Source organism: Dialister micraerophilus DSM 19965 (assembly GCF_000194985.1).
Classification (GTDB): Bacteria; Bacillota; Negativicutes; order Veillonellales; family Dialisteraceae; genus Dialister; species Dialister micraerophilus.
Genome location: NZ_GL878524.1, coordinates 1 through 841 on the forward strand (window position 1 = coordinate 1; position 841 = coordinate 841).

Consider the following 841-nt stretch of genomic DNA (forward strand, 5'->3'; position numbering starts at 1 on the left):
TCTGCTACATCTTTTTTGAATATTCCATAGCCTTGTCCTTCATACATTTTTTCTATTTCTTCGTATGATTTTTTTGATATTGCAGAGTGTATGCTCATGAGGTTTGCTATTCCCGGTTGCTTTTCTTTATCGTAGTGTACATGTCCTAATGAGTCCGTTACAGCTCTTTTTATCTTCTTTACTATGGTATCCGCTTCATCAAGCATATGTATTGTTGCCCATTCGTTTTCATCGGATTTACTCATTTTACTTGTGGGTTCTTGCAAACTCATTACTCTTGCTCCGCCTTTGGGTTCCCACATTTCAGGTATTGTAAATACTTCTCCGTATTTATGATTAAATCTTTCAGCCAAATCTCTTGTAATTTCCATATGCTGACGCTGGTCTGCTCCTACGGGAACAAGGTTTGTTTGGTATAAAAGTATATCTGCCGCCATAAGGGGTGGATATGTCAAAAGTCCTAAAGGTATGAAACCGCCTTTCTTTTCTTGCTTTTGCGCTTTAGATTTATACTGTGTCATACGTTCCATTTCCCCTACGTATGCACTGCATATCATCATCCATCCTAAAAGTGCGTGTTCCGGCACTTCGGATTGTACGAATATTGTTGATTTTTTCGGATCCATTCCTGCCGCTATGTAAAGTGCAGCCAAATCACGTGTACGACTGTGTAAGAGCTTAGGATCTTGAGGTACTGTTATTGCGTGTTGATTTACTATACAGTAGTAACATTCCGCCGTTTCTTGAAACGGTATAAAATTTTTTAACGCTCCCAGGTAGTTTCCCAATGTAAGACTTCCGCTGGGCTGTATTCCTGAAAAAATAACGTCCATAACTACAT

The 841-nt window shown here is 39.1% G+C and carries 1 protein-coding gene; it reads right to left on the reverse strand.

The features are described 5' to 3' along the window. The coding region (trpS, locus tag HMPREF9083_RS06110; RefSeq protein ID WP_035062957.1) for a tryptophan--tRNA ligase at positions 1-833 on the reverse strand (833 nt) is incomplete at its 3' end. Positions 834-841 lie beyond the last annotated feature (8 nt).